This window comes from Chryseobacterium gotjawalense (assembly GCF_030012525.1).
GTDB lineage: Bacteria > Bacteroidota > Bacteroidia > Flavobacteriales > Weeksellaceae > Kaistella > Kaistella gotjawalense.
In genome coordinates this window covers 3,089,629-3,114,676 of sequence record NZ_CP124855.1, presented here as the reverse complement: position 1 = coordinate 3,114,676, position 25,048 = coordinate 3,089,629, and the positions used below count along the sequence as shown (strand labels likewise).

The 25,048-nt window shown below is 37.8% G+C and carries 18 protein-coding genes and 1 CRISPR repeat array (1 of these 19 cut by a window edge); of the genes, 15 read left to right on the top strand and 3 right to left on the bottom strand.

The window, feature by feature from the left end:
* Nucleotides 1-187: 187 nt before the first annotated feature.
* Together asnB and QGN23_RS14145 are read right to left on the bottom strand one after the other, a co-directional pair.
* Nucleotides 188-1,858 carry an asparagine synthase B gene (asnB, locus tag QGN23_RS14150; RefSeq protein ID WP_282904888.1) on the bottom strand — a complete coding sequence of 557 codons (1,671 nt, stop codon included), beginning with the start codon at nucleotides 1,856-1,858 and terminating at the stop codon, nucleotides 188-190.
* Between the two features lie 408 nt (nucleotides 1,859-2,266).
* Nucleotides 2,267-3,472 (bottom strand): RsmB/NOP family class I SAM-dependent RNA methyltransferase, encoded by a 1,206-nt coding sequence (locus QGN23_RS14145; RefSeq protein WP_282904887.1) that lies wholly within the window; start codon nucleotides 3,470-3,472, stop codon nucleotides 2,267-2,269.
* Between the two features lie 363 nt (nucleotides 3,473-3,835).
* On the opposite strand from QGN23_RS14145, the gene QGN23_RS14140 reads away from it, so the two are divergent.
* From QGN23_RS14140 to QGN23_RS14110, 7 genes are all read left to right on the top strand, one after another.
* Entirely contained in the window at nucleotides 3,836-5,302 is a 1,467-nt protein-coding gene (locus tag QGN23_RS14140) for an MFS transporter (RefSeq protein ID WP_282904886.1), read from the top strand.
* A 119-nt stretch (nucleotides 5,303-5,421) separates the two neighbouring features.
* Complete coding sequence (locus QGN23_RS14135; protein WP_282904885.1) at nucleotides 5,422-6,297, top strand: pirin family protein; 876 nt, start codon at nucleotides 5,422-5,424, stop codon at nucleotides 6,295-6,297.
* A gap of 89 nt (nucleotides 6,298-6,386) precedes the next feature.
* Nucleotides 6,387-7,043 (top strand): NAD(P)-dependent oxidoreductase, encoded by a 657-nt coding sequence (locus tag QGN23_RS14130; RefSeq protein ID WP_282904884.1) that lies wholly within the window; start codon nucleotides 6,387-6,389, stop codon nucleotides 7,041-7,043.
* A gap of 89 nt (nucleotides 7,044-7,132) precedes the next feature.
* Nucleotides 7,133-8,041, top strand: coding sequence for a pirin family protein (locus QGN23_RS14125; RefSeq protein WP_282904883.1), 909 nt, complete (start codon nucleotides 7,133-7,135; stop codon nucleotides 8,039-8,041).
* Nucleotides 8,042-8,421: 380 nt separating this feature from the next.
* Nucleotides 8,422-9,930 (top strand): catalase, encoded by a 1,509-nt coding sequence (locus QGN23_RS14120; protein ID WP_282904882.1) that lies wholly within the window; start codon nucleotides 8,422-8,424, stop codon nucleotides 9,928-9,930.
* A gap of 87 nt (nucleotides 9,931-10,017) precedes the next feature.
* Entirely contained in the window at nucleotides 10,018-10,590 is a 573-nt protein-coding gene (locus QGN23_RS14115) for a TMEM175 family protein (protein ID WP_282906411.1), read from the top strand.
* 6 nt (nucleotides 10,591-10,596) lie between these two features.
* Complete coding sequence (locus QGN23_RS14110; protein ID WP_282904881.1) at nucleotides 10,597-10,890, top strand: GNAT family N-acetyltransferase; 294 nt, start codon at nucleotides 10,597-10,599, stop codon at nucleotides 10,888-10,890.
* A 289-nt stretch (nucleotides 10,891-11,179) separates the two neighbouring features.
* On the opposite strand, the gene QGN23_RS14105 is transcribed toward QGN23_RS14110, so the two are convergent.
* Nucleotides 11,180-11,326 carry a hypothetical protein gene (locus QGN23_RS14105; protein ID WP_282904880.1) on the bottom strand — a complete coding sequence of 49 codons (147 nt, stop codon included), beginning with the start codon at nucleotides 11,324-11,326 and terminating at the stop codon, nucleotides 11,180-11,182.
* A 159-nt stretch (nucleotides 11,327-11,485) separates the two neighbouring features.
* On the opposite strand from QGN23_RS14105, the gene QGN23_RS14100 reads away from it, so the two are divergent.
* The 8 genes from QGN23_RS14100 to QGN23_RS14070 all read left to right on the top strand — a co-directional run bounded on the left by QGN23_RS14100 (nucleotide 11,486) and on the right by QGN23_RS14070 (nucleotide 17,536).
* Nucleotides 11,486-12,922 carry a sodium:solute symporter gene (locus QGN23_RS14100; protein ID WP_282904879.1) on the top strand — a complete coding sequence of 479 codons (1,437 nt, stop codon included), beginning with the start codon at nucleotides 11,486-11,488 and terminating at the stop codon, nucleotides 12,920-12,922.
* A 69-nt stretch (nucleotides 12,923-12,991) separates the two neighbouring features.
* Nucleotides 12,992-13,309 (top strand): hypothetical protein, encoded by a 318-nt coding sequence (locus QGN23_RS14875; RefSeq protein ID WP_317622308.1) that lies wholly within the window; start codon nucleotides 12,992-12,994, stop codon nucleotides 13,307-13,309.
* On the top strand, nucleotides 13,234-14,049 hold the full coding sequence (locus QGN23_RS14095) for a restriction endonuclease (RefSeq protein WP_317622307.1): 816 nt from the start codon (nucleotides 13,234-13,236) through the stop codon (nucleotides 14,047-14,049). The genes QGN23_RS14875 and QGN23_RS14095 overlap by 76 nt, the downstream gene beginning before the upstream one ends.
* A 79-nt stretch (nucleotides 14,050-14,128) precedes the next feature.
* On the top strand, nucleotides 14,129-14,365 hold the full coding sequence (locus QGN23_RS14090) for a type II toxin-antitoxin system HicA family toxin (RefSeq protein WP_282904878.1): 237 nt from the start codon (nucleotides 14,129-14,131) through the stop codon (nucleotides 14,363-14,365).
* A gap of 14 nt (nucleotides 14,366-14,379) precedes the next feature.
* Nucleotides 14,380-14,772 carry a type II toxin-antitoxin system HicB family antitoxin gene (locus QGN23_RS14085; RefSeq protein ID WP_282904877.1) on the top strand — a complete coding sequence of 131 codons (393 nt, stop codon included), beginning with the start codon at nucleotides 14,380-14,382 and terminating at the stop codon, nucleotides 14,770-14,772.
* Between the two features lie 85 nt (nucleotides 14,773-14,857).
* Entirely contained in the window at nucleotides 14,858-15,709 is an 852-nt protein-coding gene (locus QGN23_RS14080) for a transketolase (protein WP_282904876.1), read from the top strand.
* A gap of 164 nt (nucleotides 15,710-15,873) precedes the next feature.
* Nucleotides 15,874-16,821, top strand: coding sequence for a transketolase family protein (locus QGN23_RS14075; protein WP_282904875.1), 948 nt, complete (start codon nucleotides 15,874-15,876; stop codon nucleotides 16,819-16,821).
* 250 nt (nucleotides 16,822-17,071) lie between these two features.
* Nucleotides 17,072-17,536, top strand: coding sequence for an acyl-CoA thioesterase (locus tag QGN23_RS14070; RefSeq protein ID WP_282904874.1), 465 nt, complete (start codon nucleotides 17,072-17,074; stop codon nucleotides 17,534-17,536).
* Between the two features lie 57 nt (nucleotides 17,537-17,593).
* Nucleotides 17,594-25,048: direct repeats of the CRISPR family, unit length 47 nt; unit sequence GTTGTGAATTGCTTTCAAATTTCATTATCTTCGTGACGAGGAACAAC; it runs 6,531 nt beyond the window's last position.

Genomic DNA, 25,048 nt, shown 5'->3' with positions numbered 1-25,048 from the left:
TTTACAAATAAATATAGGGATAACCGGCTTCTGGTAATTCGGCAATACCGTTATGCTACAGAGCTTACCAAATATTTTTAAACATAGATTTAAATAGAAAAAACCGAGCGTTGACTCGGTTTTTATTCTTACTAAAATACGCTGTGTTGATTATAAATTTTCAACAGAAATATGTAACTTTTATTTTTTAATACGAATCCTCATGAACAGAAAAAACCGCTCTTCCACTTGGATCATTGGCGTTTTTAAAAGCTTCATCCCATTCCAGCGCGGTTGGCGTAGAACAAGCTACAGAAGGAACAGAAGGAACGGTTGCGGCCGCAGTTTCGCTTGGAAAATGCTCTTCGAAAATAGTTCGGTATCTGTACTCTTCTTTGTTTTGAGGCGTATTCAAAGGAAAACGGAATTTTGCGTTGGTCATCATTTCATCTGAAACTTCTTTCAAGGCCACTTCTTTTAAAGAATCGATCCAGGAATAGCCAACACCATCAGAAAATTGTTCTTTTTGTCTCCAGGTAATGCTTTCCGGCAATAAATCTTCAAAAGCTTTTCTTAAAACCCATTTCTCAATTTTCGGTTCGTGTGCGCCCACCATTTTATCTTTCGGATTAATCCGCATTGCTACATCGATAAACTCTTTGTCCAAAAAAGGAACGCGTCCTTCAATTCCCCAACTCATCAGCGCTTTGTTGGCTCTTAAACAGTCATACAAATGAAGTTTTCCTAATTTTCTGACATTCTCTTCATGAAATTCTCTGGCATTCGGTGCTTTGTGGAAATAAAGATAACCGCCAAAAATCTCATCACTTCCCTCTCCGGAAAGCACCATTTTAATGCCCATCGATTTAATCACTCTTGCCAGCAAATACATCGGTGTAGAAGCACGAATCGTGGTAACATCATAAGTTTCCAAATGATAGATCACATCGCGAACGGCATCTAAACCTTCCTGAATGGTGAAATGAACTTCATGGTGAATGGAACCGATATGTTCAGCCGCTTTTTGAGCTGCAATTAAATCCGGACTTCCTTCCAAACCTACCGCAAAACTGTGCAAGCGTGGATACCAGGCTTCCTGAGTATCGCCACTTTCGATTCTGTTTCTCGCATATTTTGCGGTAACGGCCGAAATGATGGAGGAATCCAAACCACCAGAAAGTAAAACTCCGTACGGCACATCACTCATCAATTGGCGGTGAACGGCATCTTCAAGTGCTTTCCGCAAACCGGCAATATCGGTAGAATTGTCTTTTACGTTTTCATAATCTTCCCAATCTCTTCCGTACCATTGTTGCAGTTCGTAGCCTTCCGGGCTGAAAAGAAAATGCCCCGGCAAAAAAGTTTCAATCGTTTTGCAAACGCCTTCCAAGGCTTTCAGTTCGGAAGCCACATAATAACTTCCGTGCTGATCCCAACCCTGATAAAGCGGGCAGATTCCCATGTGGTCTCTCGCGATTAAATAAATATCGTTTTCAATATCATAAATTGCGAAAGCAAAAATTCCGTTCAGTTTGTCGACAAAAGTTTTTCCGTATTTTTGAAATAAAGGAATAATCACTTCACAATCAGATTCTGTCTGAAAATCATATTCCGGAAATTCTTTTCTTAATTCCCGGTGGTTATAAATTTCCCCATTAACGGCTAAAACAATTTTTCCATCTTTTGAAAACAAAGGCTGTTTCCCGGAAGTAGGATCTACGATCGCCAAACGCTCGTGCGAAAAAATCACTTTTTCATTCTGAAAGATACCGCTCCAGTCCGGACCGCGGTGACGGATTTTTTTCGACATTTCTAAGAGTTGCGGTCTTAAGATTTCGGTTTTTTGTTTTGCGTCAAATAGGCATACAATTCCACACATGATTCTTATATTTATTCGTTTTGTAACTTTTAATTAAAATTCTACTGCAAACATATAATAACTGTTTACAAAAAGAAACAAAAAATTTTAAGATCAGAATTATTTACTATTATTAAAATTTATATAGAAAAAAATTAAGTTTTAGTGGAAATTGTTCGGTCTGTGGTTGAAAAAAATCATTCCTCGCGAGAAACAAAATAGGTTAGGCATATCCGTTTTTTAATTGTAAGTTTAAATTACTATGCTGAATTAGCAAAGATTTAAATTTCCAAACGTCCACTTTTTGCGTTTATAAAGGTCATAACCGGAGATTCCTTTAAAAAAAATGGCAATAGCAATTCACTTCGTCGAATCGAGAAAAAATATGATACAAAAAAAAGGAGCAAAAATTTTGCTCCTTTTAATTTCTTACGCTTTTCTCTCGATCAGCGCCATATAGAATCCGTCGTAGCCTTCGCTCGGCATCACTTTTTCTTCTTTTAATAAAGTAAATCCTTCATTGTTTTTAAGGAATTTTGCGACTTGTTCATCATTTTCACTTGGCAAAATAGAACAGGTTGCGTAAATCATTTTTCCTCCTTTCTTCAAGATTTTAGAATAATCCTGTAGAATTTTCTCCTGCTCTTTTTTGATTCTGTCGATAAATTCCTGGTCGATTTTCCATTTGGAATCGGGGTTTCTTTTCAGAACTCCCAAACCGGAACAAGGGGAATCGATCAACAAACGGTCTGCTTTTTCATGCAGTCTTTTGATCACTTTATTATCGTCGATATATCTCGTTTCGATATTGTGAGCGCCGGCTCTTTTGGCCCGACGTTTCAGTTCTGCTAATTTCCATTCGTAAATATCGAGGGCGATAATCTGACCTTTATTTTTCATTAAAGCCGCCAAATGCAAGGTTTTCCCACCTGCTCCGGCGCAAACATCCACCACACGCATTCCTTCTTTTACGTCCAAAAGTTCACCAATTTTTTGGGAACTTGCATCCTGAACTTCAAATAAACCATCTTTAAAGGCCGAGGTTAAAAAAACGTTTTTCTTTAACTCTAATTGTACGGCATCCGGATAATTCGGAATCAGGAAACTTTCTACATTCTCGTCCCGCAAGTCAGAAACCAATTCTTTAGCGGTGGTTTTCAAAGTATTGGCACGAAGAATGGTAGGAGCCTGCTCGTTCAGCGCCACCATTTCTCTTTCCCAGCTGTTGCCGAGTTCTTTTTCCAAAGTTTCTGCCAACCAGTCGGGGATTGAATATTCAATCGCTTTGGTAGGAACGGTATGTTTCTTTAGTTTAATAAGAATATCAGCGTTTTTCACGCCATCAAATTCTTCAAATTTTTTATAGTGCGTTTTGGTCCAGAGACAATACGCCAAAATCATTTTGTAAATATTGTTCGGTTTCACACCTTCGCCCATGTAATATTCAAGGCGTTTTTTCCAACGGATGATATCGTAAAAAATCTGCGCAACTACTTTTCGGTCTTCGCTGCCCCATTGTTTATGTGATTTCAAAAGCCGTTCGATTACTTTATCAGCATATTTTCGGTCTTCGAAAAAGGTTTCCTGCAGTGCGTCGTGAATTCCTATGAGTAAGTTTCTGTGTATGAGTTCCATTTCGGATATTTTTTAGGTTCAATTCAATCTCGAATCTTCGGATTAAATTTTTGCAAAAATAAGGTTTTTAAACCAAAAAGCAGCAGGAATATTTTGGGCGCACATTTCCGTCTTCCACTCCCAAAACAGGACTGCGTTTCAGCGGATCAAATAAAAAATCATAGAGTCAATCTTTTTTAGCCAGCGCTTTTTCCACCGGAAACAAAGGATTTCCTTTCCGGCTGGGGCGCAGATTTTTGCGGAAAACACGATCAGTGATCCCATTACAAATGATCCGTTTTTAGAATAAAGAGTTTTTCGCTACCTTTATTTTTCTCCCGGCGGAGCGTCTGTAAGTTTCTGATCACTCAATAGGGAGAATCTATGATAGATTTTTATAAAGTTTCTAATGGGATGGCAGAACCTTTGCTGCAATCAATTTTAATTTATGTCATGCCTATGAACCAGGACACTTCTGTTAAAAAATTCCTTCCCTTAATTTTGGCAACGGCCATTTTTATGCAGATGTTGGATTCCACCATTCTGAATACTTCATTACCTTCCATCGCAAAAGACTTACACGAATCTCCTTTGAACATGCAGAATGCGATTATCAGTTATGTGTTAACGCTGGCTTTGTTCATGCCTGTAAGTGGATTTTTGGCCGACAAATTTGGAACGCGGAAAGTCTTCATCACTTCTTTGATAATTTTCAGTTTGGGTTCGTTGCTTTGCGCCCTTTCTCAAAACCTCAACCATTTGGTACTTTCGAGAGTTATTCAAGGCGTTGGTGGAAGTTTGATGACGCCAGTCGGCCGCTTAGCTTTAATTAAGACCTTTAAAAAAAATGAACTGATGAAGGCGATGAATTATGCGATTATTCCAGCGCTGATCGGCCCTATCCTTGGTCCACTTGTCGGTGGATATATGGTCGATTATTTATCCTGGCACTGGATTTTCCTCATTAATCTTCCCATTGGACTCCTTGGACTTTTGCTCAGTTTAAAATACATGCCTGATTACCGGTCCCAAACGATTACGTTTGATTTAAAGGGTTTTTTAATATTTGCCTCGGCTTCGCTGCTACTTTCCATTTCGCTGGAAATGTTTGGCTCCGCAAAGCCCACGACTTTAATTTTGCTCATTTTCACGTTGGGATTTTTAATGATTTATTATTATTACGTTCACGCCAAAAAAACAGAAAACCCTATTTTTCCTTTAAATTTATTTCAGGTAAGAACGTTTCGCGTAGGGATTTTAGGAAACTTAGCAACCCGATTGGGAATCAGTTCTATTCCACTTTTAGTGCCACTGATGATCCAAATTGCTTACGGACAATCCGCTGTAATTTCCGGTTGGATTGTCGCACCAATGGCTTTAACAGCCATGCTGGGAAAATCTTTTGTCATTAAAATTCTCGACCGGTTCGGCTACCGAAGAACCTTGATGATCAATACGTTTATCATCGGCTTCTTAATTGCCTGTTTAGGTTTGCCCGGAATTAACACTTCCCTATTTTGGTTTGTTCCCATCATCGCGATTCTCGGATTTTTCAACTCCATTCAGTTTACATCGATGAACACCATTGCAATTGCAGATTTACGGGATTCTCATACGAGCAGTGGAAATTCACTCTTAGCAGTCAATCAGCAACTTGCCGTAGGATTTGGTATTGCGATTGGCTTAATCATCTTAAAACTATTTGAAGACAGCCCAGCCATAACCTCTGGAAAAATACACGTTGCATTCCGGTACACCTTTTTTCTGGTCGGGATTCTGACCATAATTACGGGATTCGTTTTCAGAAGGCTTCATTCTACAGATGGCAACAATATGAAATCACAGGTATAATTTTAGTGTAAATTAAGAAAAACGGGGTTTAATAAATTCCATATTTTTTTAACTTATCCTATATCAATGTATTTGCTTTTTTTCTGGTGTACATTTGTATCTGTAAATAAGAAAAGAAAATGGCAACTAAAAAAGTAGAAATAATCGTTTCGCCAAGACCGGCACATTTTGTGGGTGACGGTTTTAGAGTGCATAATTTTATTCCAAGCGGACTCCGTTTGGATATGAAAAGAATGGATCCATTCATTATGTTGGATTATAATTCTAAATATAATTTTGGCCCGACTAATGTTCCAAGAGGGGTTGGCGTTCATCCTCACCGCGGTTTTGAAACGGTGACCATTGCGTATCAGGGAAAAGTGGAGCATCATGATTCCGCAGGTGGCGGTGGTATTATTGGCGAAGGCGATGTACAGTGGATGACGGCAGCTTCCGGCGTTTTGCATAAAGAATTCCACGAATCTGAATGGTCAAAAAAAGGCGGTATTTTTCAGATGGTTCAACTTTGGGTGAATCTTCCGGCGAAATACAAAATGAGTACACCACAATATCAAGCGATTGCTAATTCAGATATGTCAAAAATAGATTTGGCTGAAAACGGATTTATTGAATTGATTGCGGGTGATTATCAGGGTCAGACAGGTCCGGCAACTACTTTCAGTCCGGTTCATATGATGAACGCCAAATTGAAAAAAGGTGGAAAAGCAGAATTTAATTTCCCCGCCCATTTCAATACTGCAGCTTTGGTAATTGAGGGAAATATTATCGTCAATGGCGAAGATAAAGTTGCTACCGATCATTTTGTATTATTCAAAAATGAAGGAGAAACCTTTACCATAGAAGCCATCGAAGACAGCATTATTTTAATCGTAAGCGGTGAACCTTTAAATGAACCTATTGCGCCTCACGGCCCTTTCGTAATGAATACCCGCGAAGAAATCCTTCAGGCTTTCGATGATTATAATAATGGAAAATTTGGGTACCTGGAAGATTAGATTTCCGGTAAAACTTTGCCTTATTTTTAAAAACAGATTTACATCATCCTAAAGATTCACTCAGTTATTAATTTATAATTCTAAAAAAAATGAAAATCTCACTTATCGGCGCTACAGGCTATGTAGGAAATGCCATTCTCAAAGAACTTCTAGGAAGAAATCATCAGGTAACCGCCATCGCAAGAAATACGGATAAACTGACTATTGAACACGAAAATCTTCAAAAAAAGAATATCGATATCTTCAACCCAACCGATTTATCGCAGGCTATAAAAGGCAGTGATGCCGTCATCAGCGCTTATAATCCGGGCTGGGCCAATCCCAATATTCATGAGGAGTATCTGAAAGGAGCGACATCTATTCAGAATACGGTAGAAATTTCCGGTGTAAAAAAACTCATCGTGATTGGTGGCGCAGGAACTTTGAAAATTGATGGCAATTATATTGTTGACGGACCGGATTTTCCGAAGCAACTGTACCCCGCCTCAAGCGCCGTAAAAAAATATTTCGCAGAAAATCTAAGTAAGAATAAAACCCTCGACTGGGAATTTTTCAGTCCGGCAATCGAAATGAGCAGTGAGAGTGACGCTCAAATAAAAACAGGGAAATACCGTCTCGGAACAGAATCACCGGTTTTTGACCAAGATGGCCGCTCCAGACTTTCCGTTCAGGATTTAGCGCTAGCCATCGCTGATGAACTTGAAAACAAAAAATTCAACCATCAGATTTTCACCGCCGCTTATTAATGTCAAAATATCTTGAATTCTTAAAACCCTTTTGAAAGTAGATGAGGTAGATCATTAAATATTAATTTCATAAGCTAACCTAAAAAATCATGTCAAACATCGGAATAATTATTGAAGAAAAAGCTGCCGATATCGGGAACTTTTTAGTGGGAAGACTGCTTCCGTTTCGTGAAAAACGGGCAGTCGGTCCTTTCGTTTTCATCGATCATATGGGTCCTATTGCTTTAAAAGATTATCAAAACTTCGACGTGCCGCCCCATCCGCATATTGGGATTTCCACGCTGACTTATCTTTTGGAAGGTTCTATTCAGCACAAAGACAGTTTGGGCAGCGACATTGAAATAAAACCCGGCGCGGTGAACTGGATGACCGCCGGAAAAGGCGTTGTCCATTCTGAAAGAACGCCGGACTATTTAAGACATAGCGAAAAACATCTTCACGGATTTCAAATCTGGGTCGGTTTGCCGAAAAATTTAGAACAAAGCGAACCTGCTTTTCATCATACCGAAGCAGATGAAATCCCCGTTTGGAATGATGGCGATCTACAGTTTAAATTAATTGCCGGTGAACTTTTCGGAAGAAAATCCCCGGTTCCGGTTCACTCTCCATTATTTTTTATCGAAATCAAAAGCAAAACCGCACGGAAACTCAGCATCGGAAAGGATTTATTTGGCGAAGTAGCGATGTATATTCTGGAAGGAAATGTGAACATCGAAGGAAATACTTTCGGCGGAAAACAATTACTGGTTGCAAAAAATGCCACCTTATGTGAATTCGAAACCGGTGAAAACGCCACCCTGTATCTTTTTGGCGGTGAACCTTTCGGGGAAGAGCGGTTTATCTTCTGGAATTTTGTCAACTCTGACAAAGAAGTCATCGAGCAGGCAAAACTCAATTGGCATGAGCAAAACCACGAGGCTTTCCCACTGGTTATCGGCGATGAAAATGATTTCGTTCCCCTTCCGAAAGCAGTTCTGAACGGGAAATTATCAAAGTAAATTTACACGGTAATTTCCTTAAAGCAAATCATGGATTCAATTTATCTTAAATGAGCCCCTGCTGTTTTCTTCCGGCAGAAGAACATCTCAGTGGGAAAATAACAGATTTTCAATTTTTTTCAAATAATTAATTCTGTATTTAAAAATAAAAAACGCCTTAAACTCAAACAATCTTTTATTATTTACAGAAGAAAAAATTCAGTTTAAAAGAACAGTCAACCGGATGGCTGTTCTTTTTATTTCGCATCATTTAAATAATTTAGATATAGAATTAATAAAAATTAATACTGAAAATTAAAACAAATAACCGTTTTAGATAAAATAAATGATGACCGTGGGTATTAATCCTTAACTTTATTCCTTCAAAAAACAATTCAATCATGGAAGAAAAGAAAAAACTCACGAGACAAACGGGAGCGCCGGTTCCTGACAATCAGAATGTGCAAACCGCAGGGCCAAGAGGTCCGATGCTGATGCAGGATTTTTGGTATTTAGAAAAGATGGCCAACTTCGACAGAGAAGTAATCCCCGAAAGACGAATGCACGCGAAAGGTTCCGGTGCTTTTGGAACGTTTACCGCAACCCACGATATTTCGCAATATACCAAAGCCAATATTTTCAATGAAATCGGAAAAAAAACAGAAATGTTTGCGCGATTTTCTACGGTCGCAGGAGAACGTGGTGCCGCCGACGCAGAAAGAGACATTCGGGGTTTTGCCCTGAAATTTTATACCGATGAAGGCATCTGGGATTTGGTGGGCAACAATACGCCTGTTTTCTTTTTCCGCGATCCGATGAAATTTCCTGATCTGAATCATGCCGTAAAACGCGATCCGAAAACCAATATGCGAAGTGCCCAAAACAACTGGGATTTCTGGACTTTGCTGCCGGAAGCGCTGCATCAGATAACCATTATCATGAGTGACCGTGGAATCCCAAACGGTTTCCGTCACATGCATGGTTTTGGAAGCCACACTTACAGTTTCATCAACAAAGATAATGTTCGCCATTGGGTAAAATTCCATTTCAGAACCCAGCAGGGAATCGATAATTTAACCGATGAGGAAGCAGCAAAAATAGTAGGAATGGATCGCGAATCTTCGCAGCGCGACTTATTCGACAATATCGAGAAAGGCAATTTCCCGAAATGGAAACTGTTTATTCAGATTATGACTGAAGAGGAAGCCAAAACCTACCGTTTTCATCCGTTTGATTTAACGAAAGTCTGGTCGAAAAAAGACTTCCCTTTAATTGAAGTAGGAGAATTTGAACTGAACAAAAATGCAGAAAATTACTTTGCAGATGTAGAACAAGCCGCCTTTAATCCAACGAATATTGTTCCGGGAATTGGCTTCTCACCCGACAAAATGCTTCAGGGAAGATTATTTTCTTACGGTGATGCACAGCGTTACCGATTGGGCGTGAATCATTATCAGATTCCGGTGAATAAACCGAGATGTCCGTATCATGCTTATCACCGCGATGGTCAAATGCGCGTTGACGGGAATTATGGCGGCACGAAACATTATGAACCAAACAGCTACGGTGAATGGCAGGAACAGCCGTCCGCCAAAGAGCCGCCTCTGGAATTGTACGGCGATGCGTACGCGTATAACTTCCGTGATGACGATGAAGATTATTTTACCCAGCCCGGTAATTTATTCCGCATTATTAAAGCAGAGGGAAAAGCCGAAGTGCTGTTTAAAAATACCGCAGCACAGGTTGGCGGCGCAGAAAAGTTCGTTCAGATCCGCCACATCAGAAATTGCGGGAAAGCCGATCCGGAATACGGACAAGGCGTTGCAAATGCTCTGGGAATGAGTATGGATGAAGTCAACAGTTTTGATATGAGCCCTTATGACCAATGGGCTCCCTCGAAAACGAAATAGCATTAAATGAAATAAGACTGGAAAGTGGAATGTTTTTATAAAACGTTCCATTTTTTGTCTGTAAATTTATTCTTTAAAATAAAAACCGTGACCAAAGGCAGATTAGAAGCGTTCAGCGATGGTGTTCTCGCCATTATCATCACCATTATGGTATTAGGATTACAAATACCTGATGGGAATACTTTCGACGCATTGAAACCTCTGCTTTTCAAATTTCTGTCTTATCTTTTCAGTTTTATTTATGTTGGAATTTACTGGAATAACCATCATCATTTATTTCAAGCGGTTAATCATGTGAACGGTAAAGTTCTTTGGGCCAATCTTCATCTGCTGTTCTGGCTTTCGATACTGCCTTTTGCCACTGCCTGGATGGGAGAAAATAATTTTACCGAAAATCCCGTTGCCCTATATGGATTTATTTTGCTGATGTGCGCACTGGCTTTTAACATTTTAGAAAAATTCTGCCTGGATATCGAAGGTAAAGATTCCGCCATTGCAAAAGCGCTGAAATCTACTTTAAAGGAAAAACTTTCAGCAGGACTTTATATTTCAGGAATTATACTTTCCTTTTTTTACCCTATTATTTCTGTTATTTTATATTATACTGTGGCATTATTATGGATCATTCCTGATGTAAGAATTGAAAAAACTTTAAAATAAAATAAGATGATATCACCACATTACGATATGATCAATATCGAACAAAACGACAAAACTTTCGACCTTTTTTACGACGCAGAAAAAGCCGGATTCATGGAGTATAACGTGAACGGAAATATTTTGGAAATCATCCACACCGAAGTATTCAAAGAATTTGGCGGAAAAGATTTGGGACTGGAGCTGGTAAAAGCTGCGGTGGAATTGGCAGAAAAAAATAATTACAAAATCGTTGCTTCGTGTCCTTATGCTAAGAAAATCATTGATGCGACGCCCGAATTTAAAGTTTTATTGGCGAAGTGATTTTTCACTGTTTTAAACATTGTTTATCTTTATTGTAAACAATAATAAAATCTTTTTTTCACCATCAAGATCAATTTTCCTTAATTGCTGAATGACTGTATTTTTTTACCATTAAGATCAGGAATAAATTAAGGAAAAGTCTTAATAATAAGGCGAAACTAAAATTTTTTTTTATCATGAAGAAATTAAGAAGCAGTAAGAAATAACGAAAGATTGTATTAAGGTGAAAGAAATTTGAGAAATAAGCTTTTAAGTCATCTTTGATGAATCTTAATTTTCCTTAATCGCTTCATGACCTTAATGTTTGAATTTTCAGATTTTCAAAGATTTTGACAAACTCTACATTTGACTCAAAAACCTTTTGGCGAAAAACTAAAAGGTTTTTTTTATCCAAAATTTCAGGAGCAACGAAAATTTCATCCCCGATTTTTCTCATTATTTCCTGTTTTTATTTGAATAGGTGAACCGTCATGCGGTTTGAACGGAGTTTCTTTTCGCAAAACAAAGTGTCGTAAAAAAAGCGGTAACGGGAGACGGATAAAGCGCCCAAATCATAACAAAAAACTATATTTGTGAAAATTTTAATTCAAATTCTATGAATCCGATTGTGTTGCTGTTGATTATCATTGCGTATTTTGGACTTTTACTTTGGGTCGCCTACCGAACAGGAAAAGGCAGTAACAACGAAAGTTTTTTTATCGGAAACCGAAAAAGCAACTGGATGCTCGTAGCGTTTGGCATGATCGGAACCTCGCTTTCGGGCGTGACTTTTGTGTCGGTTCCAGGCGCAGTTGGCGCAGATAAATTCCATTATTTGCAGATTACCATTGGATATCTGATTGGGTATATTGTCATCGCTTACGTTCTTCTCCCACTCTATTACCGCCTGAAACTCACCTCGATTTACGGATATCTTCAGCAGCGGATGGGAAATCTTTCTTATAAATCCGGCGCCTGGATTTTCATCGTTTCAAGATTAGTTGGCGCAACGGCAAGGTTATATTTGGTCGTGAATATTTTGCAGATGACGATTCTCGACAGTTTAGGCGTGCCTTTTATCGTGACGACTTTGATCATCTTGATCATGATTATCCTTTATACCTACGAAGGAGGCGTGAAGACGATTGTGTGGACCGATACTTTGCAAACGACGTGTATGCTTTTGGGACTGATTATCTGTTCGGTTTACATGATGAATCACCTGGATTTAAACTTTACAGAAAGTATTTCTCAAATGAATAAACTCGGGTATACAGAAGTGTTCAACACGGATACAAACAGCAAAGCTTTCTTTTTTAAACAAATTTTAGCAGGTGCTTTTATCACGATTACCATGACGGGAATTGATCAGGAAATGATGCAGAAATCACTTTCGGTAACCCGATTGAAAGATTCGCAAAAAAACATGGTCGTTCTTGGAATTATTTTAGTGGGTGTGATTTCGTTATTTTTATTCATGGGCGGACTTTTGCATCTGTACGGGAATACGGAACATGTCTTAAGTTCGGGCGACCAACTTTTCCCGGATATTGCTCTGAATCATATGCCACCGTTTATTTCGATCATCTTTATTGTCGCTCTCATTTCGGCGCTTTTCCCGAGTGCAGACGGTGCGATGACGGCTTTAACATCATCATTGTGTATTGATATTTTTGGCCTGAGAGAAAAACCGATTTCCCAAAAAGAACAGGAAAAATTCCGGAAAAGAGTTCACCTGATTGTAGCGTTTGCATTTTTGGTAATGGTCATTATTTTTAAATTAATCAATGACAATTCGATGATCGGTTTGATTCTAAAAATGGCAGGATTTACTTACGGGCCGTTGTTGGGACTCTTCGCCTTCGGAATCTTCACTAAGTTTAAGGTGATCGACAAATGGGTTCCTTACGTTTGTGTCGCCGCTCCGGTTATTTCATTTTTGATTGACAAATACCAGGAAAACTTTTTCGGCGATTTCAAAATCGGTCTGGAGCTGTTGATTATTAATGGATTGATCACGTTCTTTGGATTGTGGCTGATTCGGAAGAAATAGAGACTTTACAATGTAAATAACAAAGAATGTACATTTCTTTTGCTACATTTGTTTTAAACACCAAATAAAATGATGGATTTAAAAATCAAATTACAGCAATTGTATGAAAGAGTAGATTCTTTAAAGGATCAAATTAATACAGAAGAAGCAACAAAAAACGCTTTCGTTTTACCATTTATTCAGATTTTAGGCTACGATATCTTTAACCCAACTGAAGTTATTCCAGAATTCATTTGTGATATTGGAACAAAGAAAGGAGAAAAAGTGGACTATGTCATCAAGAACAATGATCATCCGATTCTAATTATTGAATGCAAAACGCAGATGCACATAACTCACAACTTCATCGGTATTATCATGTTGCCAAAGCAAGATTCGGCGTTTTAACGAACGGCCATATTTATAATTTCTACACCGATTTAGAGCAGCCAAATATTATGGACGAAAAGCCATTTTTCACTTTAAATCTAAATGACATCAAGGATTCTTCAGTTAAAATTTTAGGAAAATTTACCAAAACTGATTATAATTTAGAAAGCATTCTTGATTCTGCAGAAGCTTTAAAATACATTAAAGCAATAAGAAAAGAATTCGAGAAGGAAGTTGCAGAAGCATCAGATGAATTTGTAAAACTGTTAGTTAATAAGTTTTTTGACAAGCCTTTGACCGCCTCCAGAATGGTTACCTTTAGAGAATACACTAAAAAAGCAGTCAGTAATTCGATCAATGATTCTATCAGTTTACGGTTAAAATCAGCTTTAAACATTAATGAAAATATTACAAAAGATAAAATCCCTGCAATAGAGAATCCAATAGACTTAAACAATGAAATTCCCAAATATATAACCACCGACGAAGAACTTGAAGGTTTTCAAATTGTAAAAGCCATTTTAAGAGAAAAAATCGCTACCGAAAGAATTGCATTCAGAGATACACAATCCTATTTTGGGATTCTATTAGATGACAATAACCGAAAGCCATTAGCAAGGTTACATTTTAATTCTTCAAATAAATACATTGAATTATTTCACAATGGGAAAGACTTGGGAGAAAAAATCCTTTTAAATTCTCTTGATGGCATTTATAATTACCGCGAACAACTGCATACCACTTTTGAAAATTACTAAAATATCATCCGGGCCAAAAACCCGGATTTTTCATTTCCAAAACGCAACATTCTTATAAACAGTTTTTAAAAAATTTTATTTGATAGTATTTTCACTATCTTTGATTCATCATTTGCGATATATAAAACGATTAAAAGTCGGCGAAATTATTAAAATGCTGGAGAAAGACAATTGGTTTCTCCACCGGCAAAAGGGAAGTCACAGACAATACAAACATCCCGATAAAAAAGGAACAGTAACTGTAAATGGCAAGCCGGGTGAAGTTTTATCACAAATGCTTTTAAACAGTATTTTCAAACAAGCTGGCTGGAAATAATTTAAGATATAGAAATGAAAAAGATAAAAGTAATTATAGACTGGGACCAAAATTTTGGCGCAGTCTCCGATTTAGTTGATGGTTGTGTTGCAACCGGAAAAACTTTTGAGCAGGTAAAAGAAAATTATGCATCTGCTTTGGAATTTCATTTAGAAGATTTAGCAAAAGAAGAAATCCCAAAAGAACTTTTAGGGAAATACGAACTGGAGTTCGAGCTTACAGCTCAGGCATTACTGCACCGTTTTGATAAAATCCTTACGCGCGCTGCACTATCCCGCATCACAGGAATTAATGAAAGACAACTGGGGCATTATGTTTCGGGATACCGAAATCCAAAATCAGAACAAAGAAAAAAAATCGTGGAGGCTTTCCATCGGTTGGGAGAAGAATTTCTTTCAGTGTCATAAATTAAATCCCTCACAAAAACCCGGATTTTTTCATTTCCAAAACCAATCAAAAATTTGTAAATTCGCCTGCAAATAAATCTATATAATGAGTAAATCGATTGAAGAGCTGAAATCTCTTACCACACAAATTAGAAGAGACATTTTGAGAATGGTTCACGCTGTAAATTCCGGTCACCCCGGCGGAAGTTTGGGTTGCACCGAATACTTTACCGCATTGTACGGAAAAGTAATGAACTATAAATTCCCTTTCACCATGGAAGGAAAAAACGAAGATCTTTTCTTCCTTTCCAACGGACACATTTCACCCGTCTTCTACTCCACTTTAGCAAGATTCGATTTTTTCCCGGTTGCAGAACTGGCGACTTTCAGAAAACTGGGAACCAGATTACAGGGGCATCCAACCACGCATGACGGACTTCCCGGAATCAGAATCGCTTCCGGTTCTTTGGGCCAAGGTCTTTCCGTGGCAATCGGTGCTGCTTTAGCTAAAAAATTAGACGGTGACAAAAGCTTAGTATACGTTTTACAGGGCGATGGCGAATTACAGGAAGGCCAGAACTGGGAAGCATTCATGTATGCGGCCGCAAAAAAAGTAGATAATATCATTACCACCATCGACTATAATGGAAGACAGATCGATGGCGATACCGAAGATGTTTTAGACCTCGGAGATTTACACGCAAAAATGGAAGCTTTCGGTTGGACCGTTCTGAACGAAAAAAACGGTAATGATCTTGAAGCCGTAATCGCAATTCTTGAAAAAGCAAAATCGGAGACAGGCAAAGGAAAACCGGTTTGTATTCTGCTGCATACCGAAATGGGATACGGCGTTGATTTCATGACAGGAACGCACGCGTGGCACGGAAAAGCACCGAATGACGAGCAACTTGATAATGCCTTTAAACAATTGTATTTAGAAGGTCCGGCTGATTATTAATTTTATTTGGGCAGACATTTCCGTCCTCCGCTCCCGCTTTTTTTATGGCTGTCTTCGCTCCCGCTCAGACACCCATAAAAAAGAGCTCCGTTCAGGCCGGGCTGCAGATCAGTTATCCTTAGAAAATTCCTTTATTAAAATTCGAGAAATCAAAAAAGTAAATCATGAAATATACCTATACAGAAAAAAAAGATACAAGAAGCGGATTCGGTGCCGGACTGGCAGAATTGGCAGATAAAAACCCAAATGTAGTCGCGCTTTGCGCCGACCTCATCGGTTCTTTGAAAATGGAGAAATTCATCGAAAAAGCACCGGAACGTTTTTTCCAGATCGGGATTGCAGAAGCCAATATGATGGGCATCGCAGCCGGCTTAACCATCAACGGAAAAATTCCTTTCACCGGAACTTTTGCGAACTTTTCAACTTCCAGAGTGTATGACCAGATCCGTCAGTCGATCGCCTATTCCAACAAAAACGTAAAGATCTGTGCTTCCCACGCAGGCTTAACTTTGGGTGAAGATGGCGCAACCCACCAGGTTTTAGAAGATATCGGAATGATGAAAATGCTTCCCGGAATGACCGTGATCAACACTTGCGATTACAACCAGACCAAAGCAGCAACTTTAGCCATCGCAGATTTCGACGGACCGGTTTATTTAAGATTCGGACGACCGGTTGTTCCCGTATTTATTCCGGAAGATATGCCGTTTGAAATCGGAAAAGGAATTGTGCTTCAGGAAGGAACCGACGTGACCATCGTAGCAACCGGACATTTGGTTTGGGAATCTTTATTGGCTGCAGATGAACTGGAAAAAGAAGGGATTTCCTGTGAAGTCATTAATATTCACACGATTAAACCTTTAGACGAAGAGATCATTCTGAAATCCGTGGAGAAAACAGGAAGACTCGTCACTGCAGAAGAGCACAATTACATCGGCGGTTTAGGAGAATCCGTTGCCGGAATGTTGTCCAGAAAAAGACCGACCATTCAGGAATATGTTGCGGTAAACGATACTTTTGGAGAATCTGCCACGCCGGCAGAATTGATGAAAAAATACAAAATCGACGCTGCCGCAGTAAAAGAAGCAGTGAAGAGAATTTTGGAAAGATAAAAAATACACTTTGATATCATAGAGTGATTTACCGACCGCTCATCTTTACTATTATTTTTGGTGAAGAACGTTATTATTCACACCAATCCACTGAAAATTTCAGTGGATTTTTTTTTTAAATAAAAACAGTTCTGCTAAACCAAAAACTGAATTGAAAATTTAAATCCATTCTTTTATAAAAGGCAATCTTGCTATTTTTCATTAATAAAAAATTAAAACGGATATTTGCTTTATTCAAATAATCAAACAAATGCAGAACAAAACAGTTTTTCAGTTTATCTCGGAACCCAGTGATGTTAACTATGGCGGCAATGTTCACGGCGGAAGTGTAATGAAATGGATTGACCAGGCGGGTTACGCCTGTGGGAGTTCCTGGTCCTCCAGTTATTGTGTTACGGTTTATGTGGGCGGAATCCGGTTCTATTCTCCCATAAAGATCGGACATATCATAAAAGTGGAAGCTGAAGTTATTTACACCGGAAAAACCAGTATGCATATCGCTATCAATGTTTTCTCACGCAACATTAAGAGGAAAGATTTCGAAAAGAAAACGCACTGTATTATAGTTTTCGTTGCGGTTGATGATGAAGGCCATTCGGTAGAAGTTCCGAAATTCATCCCCACTACCGAACAGGATAGGCAAATGGAAAAATACGCAATCAAACTGATGGATCTTCGTAAAAAGATTGAAGATGAGATGAAGCCTTTCATGTAAAAAACCTCTAAAACAAAATTTCAATAATTTAAACGAAGAAATTTGCATGTTTACGCCGTTGTGAATTGCTTTCAAATTTCATTATCTTCGTGACGAGGAACAACGTTTTTAGTAAATTCACTTCTTCTGCCTGTGTTGTGAATTGCTTTCAAATTTCATTATCTTCGTGACGAGGAACAACAATGATTTTAAATTCAGTTGCAAGTGCCGGGTTGTGAATTGCTTTCAAATTTCATTATCTTCGTGACGAGGAACAACAGCATTTGAGAAAATCGCTTTAAATAGAACGTTGTGAATTGCTTTCAAATTTCATTATCTTCGTGACGAGGAACAACTTTCATTTGATTGTGATCTGCATTTAATCCGTTGTGAATTGCTTTCAAATTTCATTATCTTCGTGACGAGGAACAACCAATGCCGAAAACATCGATTTATCCTGCTTGTTGTGAATTGCTTTCAAATTTCATTATCTTCGTGACGAGGAACAACGACGAACTGAAAATCATAAAATGCATTGATGTTGTGAATTGCTTTCAAATTTCATTATCTTCGTGACGAGGAACAACTTAAAACAATATGATAACATACAAGAAGCAGTTGTGAATTGCTTTCAAATTTCATTATCTTCGTGACGAGGAACAACGGCTGATTTTCGCAATCAATAACAATGCTAGTTGTGAATTGCTTTCAAATTTCATTATCTTCGTGACGAGGAACAACCTATAAATAAGCCTTATTACATTATACAGAGTTGTGAATTGCTTTCAAATTTCATTATCTTCGTGACGAGGAACAACGGAATGATAACACATCCGCACCGCAAACTGGTTGTGAATTGCTTTCAAATTTCATTATCTTCGTGACGAGGAACAACCGCCGGCTTCTTCTCCAGGGAACTGGCCAAGTTGTGAATTGCTTTCAAATTTCATTATCTTCGTGACGAGGAACAACATTGCTAGAAAGGAAACAAATAACTGAAGCGTTGTGAATTGCTTTCAAATTTCATTATCTTCGTGACGAGGAACAACATCCAGTGAAGGATATAAACGCAGCATCGAGTTGTGAATTGCTTTCAAATTTCATTATCTTCGTGACGAGGAACAACCGATTAAAAATTGATAATACACCGTCTGCAGTTGTGAATTGCTTTCAAATTTCATTATCTTCGTGACGAGGAACAACAGTTTTCCACGGCTCACAATTTCTCACAGTGTTGTGAATTGCTTTCAAATTTCATTATCTTCGTGACGAGGAACAACATTAATTCCTCACTTCATTCTTCTAACTGAGTTGTGAATTGCTTTCAAATTTCATTATCTTCGTGACGAGGAACAACAAATTCATCAATGATTTGCCGATTGATGCAGTTGTGAATTGCTTTCAAATTTCATTATCTTCGTGACGAGGAACAACCGAAGTATCAAAATTTGAGACTGATTGGTTGTTGTGAATTGCTTTCAAATTTCATTATCTTCGTGACGAGGAACAACCTACGGCTTCCATAATTGAAAGTTTTCCTTGTTGTGAATTGCTTTCAAATTTCATTATCTTCGTGACGAGGAACAACTGTACTTACTGATGTGCGTTTTATAGTTCCGTTGTGAATTGCTTTCAAATTTCATTATCTTCGTGACGAGGAACAACTTTTTATGCCTTTAAATATATGTTTTTGGAGTTGTGAATTGCTTTCAAATTTCATTATCTTCGTGACGAGGAACAACCAACCAGACCAAAGGATATTTGTCGGAGTTGTTGTGAATTGCTTTCAAATTTCATTATCTTCGTGACGAGGAACAACTTTCGAGAATATGAGATTGTTTTAGGTGGAGTTGTGAATTGCTTTCAAATTTCATTATCTTCGTGACGAGGAACAACCATTGCTATTGTTTTAGAAAATTGTTATTAGTTGTGAATTGCTTTCAAATTTCATTATCTTCGTGACGAGGAACAACGTCGCTTATTTCCTTTGCGAAAGTTTGATAGTTGTGAATTGCTTTCAAATTTCATTATCTTCGTGACGAGGAACAACGGGATTCGCTCCAGGAAACCAGTTCATGTAGTTGTGAATTGCTTTCAAATTTCATTATCTTCGTGACGAGGAACAACAATTTGATTTTTTTTAGATTTCCGATTCCAGTTGTGAATTGCTTTCAAATTTCATTATCTTCGTGACGAGGAACAACTTCTATGATGTAACGTTGATGCAGGCACCGGTTGTGAATTGCTTTCAAATTTCATTATCTTCGTGACGAGGAACAACGCCAACTTCAAACTACAATAAATATTACAAGTTGTGAATTGCTTTCAAATTTCATTATCTTCGTGACGAGGAACAACTGTTTTCGATTTCGGATTCCTGGAAAGCCGGTTGTGAATTGCTTTCAAATTTCATTATCTTCGTGACGAGGAACAACCGAAGGTGGTTCTGGAGCCTCCAACTTGAAGTTGTGAATTGCTTTCAAATTTCATTATCTTCGTGACGAGGAACAACAATAAAAGATTTTACTTTGTTGAGGTCTTCGTTGTGAATTGCTTTCAAATTTCATTATCTTCGTGACGAGGAACAACAACGCCATAAGATTTACCTTGCATCATATAGTTGTGAATTGCTTTCAAATTTCATTATCTTCGTGACGAGGAACAACACACCGTTATTACGTCAGAAAACCCATCTGGTTGTGAATTGCTTTCAAATTTCATTATCTTCGTGACGAGGAACAACAAAACGGCATGGGATTCAAGGAAATGAGCGGTTGTGAATTGCTTTCAAATTTCATTATCTTCGTGACGAGGAACAACCAAATTAACAGATGGAAACACTCCATTTAGGTTGTGAATTGCTTTCAAATTTCATTATCTTCGTGACGAGGAACAACCGTAAGCCTTAATAGAAGCCCCTCCAAGGGGTTGTGAATTGCTTTCAAATTTCATTATCTTCGTGACGAGGAACAACTCTTGAAAAAGATGTTGCGTTAAAGCAAAAGTTGTGAATTGCTTTCAAATTTCATTATCTTCGTGACGAGGAACAACCGTTGAATCCGGGTTGCACACCCGCTTGCTGTTGTGAATTGCTTTCAAATTTCATTATCTTCGTGACGAGGAACAACAATCCTCATCAAAGGATAATACCGCAAACCGTTGTGAATTGCTTTCAAATTTCATTATCTTCGTGACGAGGAACAACGTTTGAAGATTATTACAATGCGGTTTTAGAGTTGTGAATTGCTTTCAAATTTCATTATCTTCGTGACGAGGAACAACTACGAAAAGTTTATTTCCTTCATTCAACAAGTTGTGAATTGCTTTCAAATTTCATTATCTTCGTGACGAGGAACAACACGAATGTCTTTAATGTTGATTCTCTAACAGTTGTGAATTGCTTTCAAATTTCATTATCTTCGTGACGAGGAACAACGTAATCATTAACGCGACTCTTTCCTCTGCTGTTGTGAATTGCTTTCAAATTTCATTATCTTCGTGACGAGGAACAACTCCACTTCCTCACTTTTGAAAGCCTTCGTTGTTGTGAATTGCTTTCAAATTTCATTATCTTCGTGACGAGGAACAACCCCGATTTACCGCTAACCACGTGGAAGTGTGTTGTGAATTGCTTTCAAATTTCATTATCTTCGTGACGAGGAACAACATCACTCTCTTAACCTTAACTAAATAAATTGTTGTGAATTGCTTTCAAATTTCATTATCTTCGTGACGAGGAACAACTTTGAGATTGACAAAGAATTTTATCCACTCGTTGTGAATTGCTTTCAAATTTCATTATCTTCGTGACGAGGAACAACAGATGCCGAGTCAAGTTTCCTGATGATGTAGTTGTGAATTGCTTTCAAATTTCATTATCTTCGTGACGAGGAACAACATGGATTATTACTTTACCGTGAAAAGCTTCGTTGTGAATTGCTTTCAAATTTCATTATCTTCGTGACGAGGAACAACAATATCCCCCGTATATACAGTGGGATAGTCGTTGTGAATTGCTTTCAAATTTCATTATCTTCGTGACGAGGAACAACTGAGTTTCATAATTCTGTTATTTGATTCTGGTTGTGAATTGCTTTCAAATTTCATTATCTTCGTGACGAGGAACAACGAAGCCCACAACGGAATGAATTTCATTAATGTTGTGAATTGCTTTCAAATTTCATTATCTTCGTGACGAGGAACAACTCAAGAATGATAAATAGTGCCGTAAATGTAGTTGTGAATTGCTTTCAAATTTCATTATCTTCGTGACGAGGAACAACTATAATTAGGAAATATATACTTATCTTTGTGTTGTGAATTGCTTTCAAATTTCATTATCTTCGTGACGAGGAACAACTTATCCGCTTGTATTAATCTCCATTCATCAGTTGTGAATTGCTTTCAAATTTCATTATCTTCGTGACGAGGAACAACTCCGGTTTCAGCATTTTAGAACAGAAATGCGTTGTGAATTGCTTTCAAATTTCATTATCTTCGTGACGAGGAACAACGAAATTATTCAAAGAAGGCCTGAATAATAAGTTGTGAATTGCTTTCAAATTTCATTATCTTCGTGACGAGGAACAACTAAATCTGTTTAGTAATGACAAATATAGGTGTTGTGAATTGCTTTCAAATTTCATTATCTTCGTGACGAGGAACAACGCTGTTGGCTGTATGAACATTTGACCCAAAGTTGTGAATTGCTTTCAAATTTCATTATCTTCGTGACGAGGAACAACTAAAAAAGACAATACTTTAAGCGGAGAAACGTTGTGAATTGCTTTCAAATTTCATTATCTTCGTGACGAGGAACAACCGGATCAATTACCACTTCATTTTCATCTGTGTTGTGAATTGCTTTCAAATTTCATTATCTTCGTGACGAGGAACAACAGAGACAGACCTTTATACAGAGGTTTAATCGTTGTGAATTGCTTTCAAATTTCATTATCTTCGTGACGAGGAACAACCAATCATTTAGCAGGTGATTTTACAGACGTGTTGTGAATTGCTTTCAAATTTCATTATCTTCGTGACGAGGAACAACATGTTGTCAATTATGACAATGATGGAACACGTTGTGAATTGCTTTCAAATTTCATTATCTTCGTGACGAGGAACAACTTCAAAAAAAGATTCGAAACCAAAGCAGTAGTTGTGAATTGCTTTCAAATTTCATTATCTTCGTGACGAGGAACAACAGCTTTTTGGTATGGAGCAGAAGCTTAATGGTTGTGAATTGCTTTCAAATTTCATTATCTTCGTGACGAGGAACAACTTTTGAAAGTTTCGGAGGTCGTGTAATTCCGTTGTGAATTGCTTTCAAATTTCATTATCTTCGTGACGAGGAACAACATTTCAAATCCGATAAAAGAGAGTTGTGTTGTTGTGAATTGCTTTCAAATTTCATTATCTTCGTGACGAGGAACAACTATAATTAGGAAATATATACTTATCTTTGTGTTGTGAATTGCTTTCAAATTTCATTATCTTCGTGACGAGGAACAACCGTACACGATTTTAATTGTCGGTTTAGTCTGTTGTGAATTGCTTTCAAATTTCATTATCTTCGTGACGAGGAACAACTGATATTAACGATAAATATGGGAAATAACCGTTGTGAATTGCTTTCAAATTTCATTATCTTCGTGACGAGGAACAACTACAGCGAATCTATCTTCTTTCAACATATCGTTGTGAATTGCTTTCAAATTTCATTATCTTCGTGACGAGGAACAACTCAATCGCTTCTCTGAATGATTCAGCCTTAGTTGTGAATTGCTTTCAAATTTCATTATCTTCGTGACGAGGAACAACTATAAGAATTTTGGTGCCGTTGCTGCATCAGTTGTGAATTGCTTTCAAATTTCATTATCTTCGTGACGAGGAACAACTTCTTATCTTTTCTTCCTTCGCCAACAGGTGTTGTGAATTGCTTTCAAATTTCATTATCTTCGTGACGAGGAACAACTGATATTAATGATAGGTATGGGAAATAACCGTTGTGAATTGCTTTCAAATTTCATTATCTTCGTGACGAGGAACAACAACAATCACATTATAAAACTCAATAAAATGGTTGTGAATTGCTTTCAAATTTCATTATCTTCGTGACGAGGAACAACTTTTTATCCTTTATTTCCTTTATTGCTGTGGTTGTGAATTGCTTTCAAATTTCATTATCTTCGTGACGAGGAACAACTATCAACTGGCGCACTTCTTTCCAATGCGGGTTGTGAATTGCTTTCAAATTTCATTATCTTCGTGACGAGGAACAACCCTTTACCTACATTATTCCATTCATAATTAGTTGTGAATTGCTTTCAAATTTCATTATCTTCGTGACGAGGAACAACGTCGGCTAATTCCTGCGCTTCTTCTGGAGTGTTGTGAATTGCTTTCAAATTTCATTATCTTCGTGACGAGGAACAACAATAAACCCATGATAATCACCATAGAAACCGGTTGTGAATTGCTTTCAAATTTCATTATCTTCGTGACGAGGAACAACTGCCGCGCGTGTTATTATTCCGGAATTACAGTTGTGAATTGCTTTCAAATTTCATTATCTTCGTGACGAGGAACAACTCAGGGATATTATTTCCAGTGAAGCGTATCGTTGTGAATTGCTTTCAAATTTCATTATCTTCGTGACGAGGAACAACATTTCTTTTCTCATGAACGTAACGATTTAAGTTGTGAATTGCTTTCAAATTTCATTATCTTCGTGACGAGGAACAACTCTTGAAAAAGATGTTGCGTTAAAGCAAAAGTTGTGAATTGCTTTCAAATTTCATTATCTTCGTGACGAGGAACAACGAAGGTATAAATTTCTTACTTATGTCACCGGTTGTGAATTGCTTTCAAATTTCATTATCTTCGTGACGAGGAACAACTGCAGGTGAATTTATGTATCATATTAATGTGTTGTGAATTGCTTTCAAATTTCATTATCTTCGTGACGAGGAACAACTGAGTTTAGCCCCTTATAAGGCTCCGTTCTGTTGTGAATTGCTTTCAAATTTCATTATCTTCGTGACGAGGAACAACCGCAAAAAAATAAATGTTCACTTCCGATCTGTTGTGAATTGCTTTCAAATTTCATTATCTTCGTGATGAGGAACAACCCAACGGGTATATCTGTACCCAAGAAATCGGTTGTGAATTGCTTTCAAATTTCATTATCTTCGTGACGAGGAACAACTTGAGAGAAGAACAAATCATTGCGAATAGGGTTGTGAATTGCTTTCAAATTTCATTATCTTCGTGACGAGGAACAACCTTTTTTGAATGCTTCGGGAATGATTTCTTGTTGTGAATTGCTTTCAAATTTCATTATCTTCGTGACGAGGAACAACTGATGATATCCTTTTCCGTTAGTTGTCCCTGTTGTGAATTGCTTTCAAATTTCATTATCTTCGTGACGAGGAACAACAATAGATTAGTTGTTAATGATGGTCTTCCAGTTGTGAATTGCTTTCAAATTTCATTATCTTCGTGACGAGGAACAACACGCCGAAAAACAGC